Below are 2,601 nucleotides of genomic sequence, written 5' to 3' on the forward strand. Positions count from 1 at the left end.
ACACCCTCCTGGAGGGCATGAAGGTCGTCGGCGAACTCTTCGGCTCCGGCCAGATGCAGCTGCCGTTCGTGCTCCAGTCCGCCGAGGTCATGAAGAGCGCGGTGGCCTACCTCGAACCGCACATGGAGAAGACCGACGACGACGGCAAGGGCACCATCGTGCTGGCCACCGTCCGCGGTGACGTCCACGACATCGGCAAGAACCTCGTCGACATCATCCTGTCCAACAACGGCTTCAACGTGGTCAACCTGGGCATCAAGCAGCCCGTCTCCGCGATCCTGGACGCCGCGGAGGAGCACCGCGCCGACGTCATCGGCATGTCGGGCCTCCTGGTGAAGTCCACCGTGATCATGAAGGAGAACTTGGAGGAGCTGAACCAGCGCAAGATGGCGGCCGACTACCCGGTCATCCTCGGCGGAGCCGCCCTGACCCGGGCCTACGTCGAACAGGACCTCCACGAGATCTACGAAGGCGAGGTCCGCTACGCCCGCGACGCCTTCGAGGGCCTGCGGCTGATGGACGCCCTCATCGCGGTCAAGCGCGGAGTCCCGGGCGCCAGCCTCCCCGAGCTGAAGCAGCGCCGCGTGCCCAAGCGGGACACCCCGGTGATCGAGGCCGACGAGCCGGAGGACGGCGTGCGCTCCGACGTCTCCGTCACCAACCCGGTCCCCGAGCCGCCGTTCTGGGGCACCCGGGTCGTCAAGGGCATCCAGCTCAAGGAGTACGCCTCCTGGCTCGACGAGGGCGCGCTCTTCAAGGGCCAGTGGGGCCTCAAGCAGGCCCGTGCCGGTGACGGACCGAGCTACGAAGAACTCGTCGAGCAGGAGGGCCGGCCCCACCTGCGCGGGTGGCTCGACAAGCTCCACACCGAGAACCTGCTGGAAGCGGCCGTCGTCTACGGCTACTTCCCCTGCGTCTCCAAAAACAACGACCTGATCCTGCTCCACGAGGACGGCTCGGAGCGCACCCGCTTCACCTTCCCCCGCCAGCGCCGCGGCCGCCGACTCTGCCTCGCGGACTTCTTCCGCCCCGAGGAGTCGGGGGAGACGGACGTGATCGGACTCCAGGTCGTCACCGTCGGTTCGAAGATCGGCGGCGCCACCGCCGAACTCTTCGAGGCGAACTCCTACCGCGACTACCTCGAACTCCACGGGCTCTCCGTCCAGCTCGCCGAAGCCCTCGCCGAGTACTGGCACGCCCGTGTCCGCAGCGAGCTCGGCTTCGCCGGAGAGGACCCGGCCGACGTCGAGGACATGTTCGCGCTCAAGTACCGCGGCGCCCGCTTCTCCCTCGGCTACGGGGCATGCCCCGACCTCGAGGACCGCGCCAAGATCGCCTACCTGCTCCAGCCCGAGCGGATCGGCGTCCACCTCTCCGAGGAGTTCCAGCTCCACCCCGAGCAGTCCACCGACGCGATCGTCATCCACCATCCCGAGGCGAAGTACTTCAACGCCCGCTGAGCGAAAGGAACGAGCCCATGACCGCAGTGGTCGCAGAACGGCCGGACCCGGCTCCGTCGCGCCCGCGGCCGGGCGAGGCCCCGGGCATCCGGGAACTGCTCGCCGCGGGGAAGCCGTCGTTCTCGTTCGAGTTCTTCCCACCCAGGAACGAGGCCGGCGAGCGCGTTCTCTGGAACGCCATCCGGCGGATCGAGGCCTTCTCTCCCTCCTTCGTCTCCGTCACCTACGGGGCGGGCGGCTCCTCACGGGACCGCACCGTCGAGGTCACCAAGCGGATCGCGGCCGAGACCACCCTGCGGCCGGTCGCCCACCTCACGGCGGTCGGCCACTCCGTGTCCGAACTCCGGCACATCATCGGACAGTACGCGGATGCCGGCATCCGGGACGTCCTCGCCCTGCGGGGAGATCCGCCGGGCGACCCGAAGGGCGCGTGGATCCCCCACCCGGAGGGCTTCGACCACGCCCACGAACTCGTCGGTCTCATCAGGCAGCTGGGCGATTTCACCGTCGGCGTCGCTGCCTTCCCCGAGCGCCACCCGCGCTCACGCACCTGGGCCGAGGACATCGCACACTTCGCGGCCAAGTGCCGGGCCGGTGCCGACTACGCCATCACGCAGATGTTCTTCGTGCCGGAGGACTACCTGCGGCTGCGTGACCGGCTGGCCTCCGTGGGCTGTCCCACCCCCGTGATCCCCGAGATCATGCCCGCCACCGACGTCCGGCAGATCAAGCGATTCGCCGAGCTGAGCGACGCGCGCTTCCCCGACGCCCTTGCCCTGCGGCTGGAGGCCGCGCGGGACAAGCCCGACGACGCGCACGCCATCGGAGTCGAGTACGCCACGGCCATGGCCGAGCGGCTGCTCGCCGAGGGCGCCCCCGGCCTGCACTACATCACCCTCAACCGGTCCACCGCGGCTCTCGAGATCCACCAGAACCTCCACCTCGACTCCCTGGAGTAGCACGATGCCCAGTCAGGCCCCCGCTCAATTCACCGACTTCAAGGTCGCCGACCTCTCCCTCGCGGAGTTCGGCCGAAAGGAGATCAGCCTCGCCGAGCACGAGATGCCCGGCCTGATGTCGATCCGCCGCGAGTACGCCGCCGCGCAGCCGCTGGCCGGCGCCCGGGTCACCGGCTCGCTGC

3 protein-coding genes are annotated in these 2,601 nt (G+C 69.2%); all 3 read left to right on the top strand.

Annotation, left to right across the window (positions count from 1 at the left end; genetic code table 11):
* A partial coding sequence (locus ACIRJR_RS37075; protein ID WP_403789189.1) for a vitamin B12 dependent-methionine synthase activation domain-containing protein occupies positions 1-1,460 on the top strand: 1,460 nt, incomplete at its 5' end.
* A 17-nt stretch (positions 1,461-1,477) separates the two neighbouring features.
* Positions 1,478-2,419: a methylenetetrahydrofolate reductase [NAD(P)H] gene (gene metF, locus ACIRJR_RS37080; protein WP_403789191.1), complete on the top strand. Its 942-nt coding sequence runs from the start codon at positions 1,478-1,480 to the stop codon at positions 2,417-2,419.
* Positions 2,420-2,423: 4 nt separating this feature from the next.
* Positions 2,424-2,601, top strand: a 178-nt coding sequence (locus tag ACIRJR_RS37085) for an adenosylhomocysteinase (RefSeq protein WP_403789193.1), incomplete at its 3' end; no start/stop codon positions are given.

Source organism: Streptomyces sp. NPDC102402 (assembly GCF_044765765.1).
In the GTDB taxonomy this organism is placed as follows: Bacteria; Actinomycetota; Actinomycetes; order Streptomycetales; family Streptomycetaceae; genus Streptomyces.

What these genes read in the sequence shown, in the direction of transcription:
- metF (WP_403789191.1), top strand. Translation starts at nt 1,478, where the DNA reads ATGACCGCAGTGGTCGCAGAACGGCCGGACCCGGCTCCGTCGCGCCCG.